At 43.0% G+C, this 223-nt stretch carries 1 rRNA gene; it reads left to right on the forward strand.

The annotated features are described in order from the left end of the window. A 16S ribosomal RNA gene (locus M3175_RS24805) occupies positions 1-85 on the forward strand; the annotation flags it as partial. Positions 86-223: the final 138 nt, after the last annotated feature.

Consider the following 223-nt stretch of genomic DNA (forward strand, 5'->3'; position numbering starts at 1 on the left):
CCAGCCGCCTAAGGTGGGACAGATGATTGGGGTGAAGTCGTAACAAGGTAGCCGTATCGGAAGGTGCGGCTGGATCACCTCCTTTCTAAGGAAAATTGAGGCTTACGACCTTCGGTCGAAGCTAACAGCGTTGATGATATGATTTGTTTAGTTTTGAGAGAGCAATCTCTCTATGATAATCGTTCTTTGAAAACTAGATAATGTAATATGAAGAAGGCAAAAA

The organism is Robertmurraya korlensis (genome assembly GCF_023715225.1).
GTDB lineage: Bacteria > Bacillota > Bacilli > Bacillales > Cytobacillaceae > Robertmurraya_A.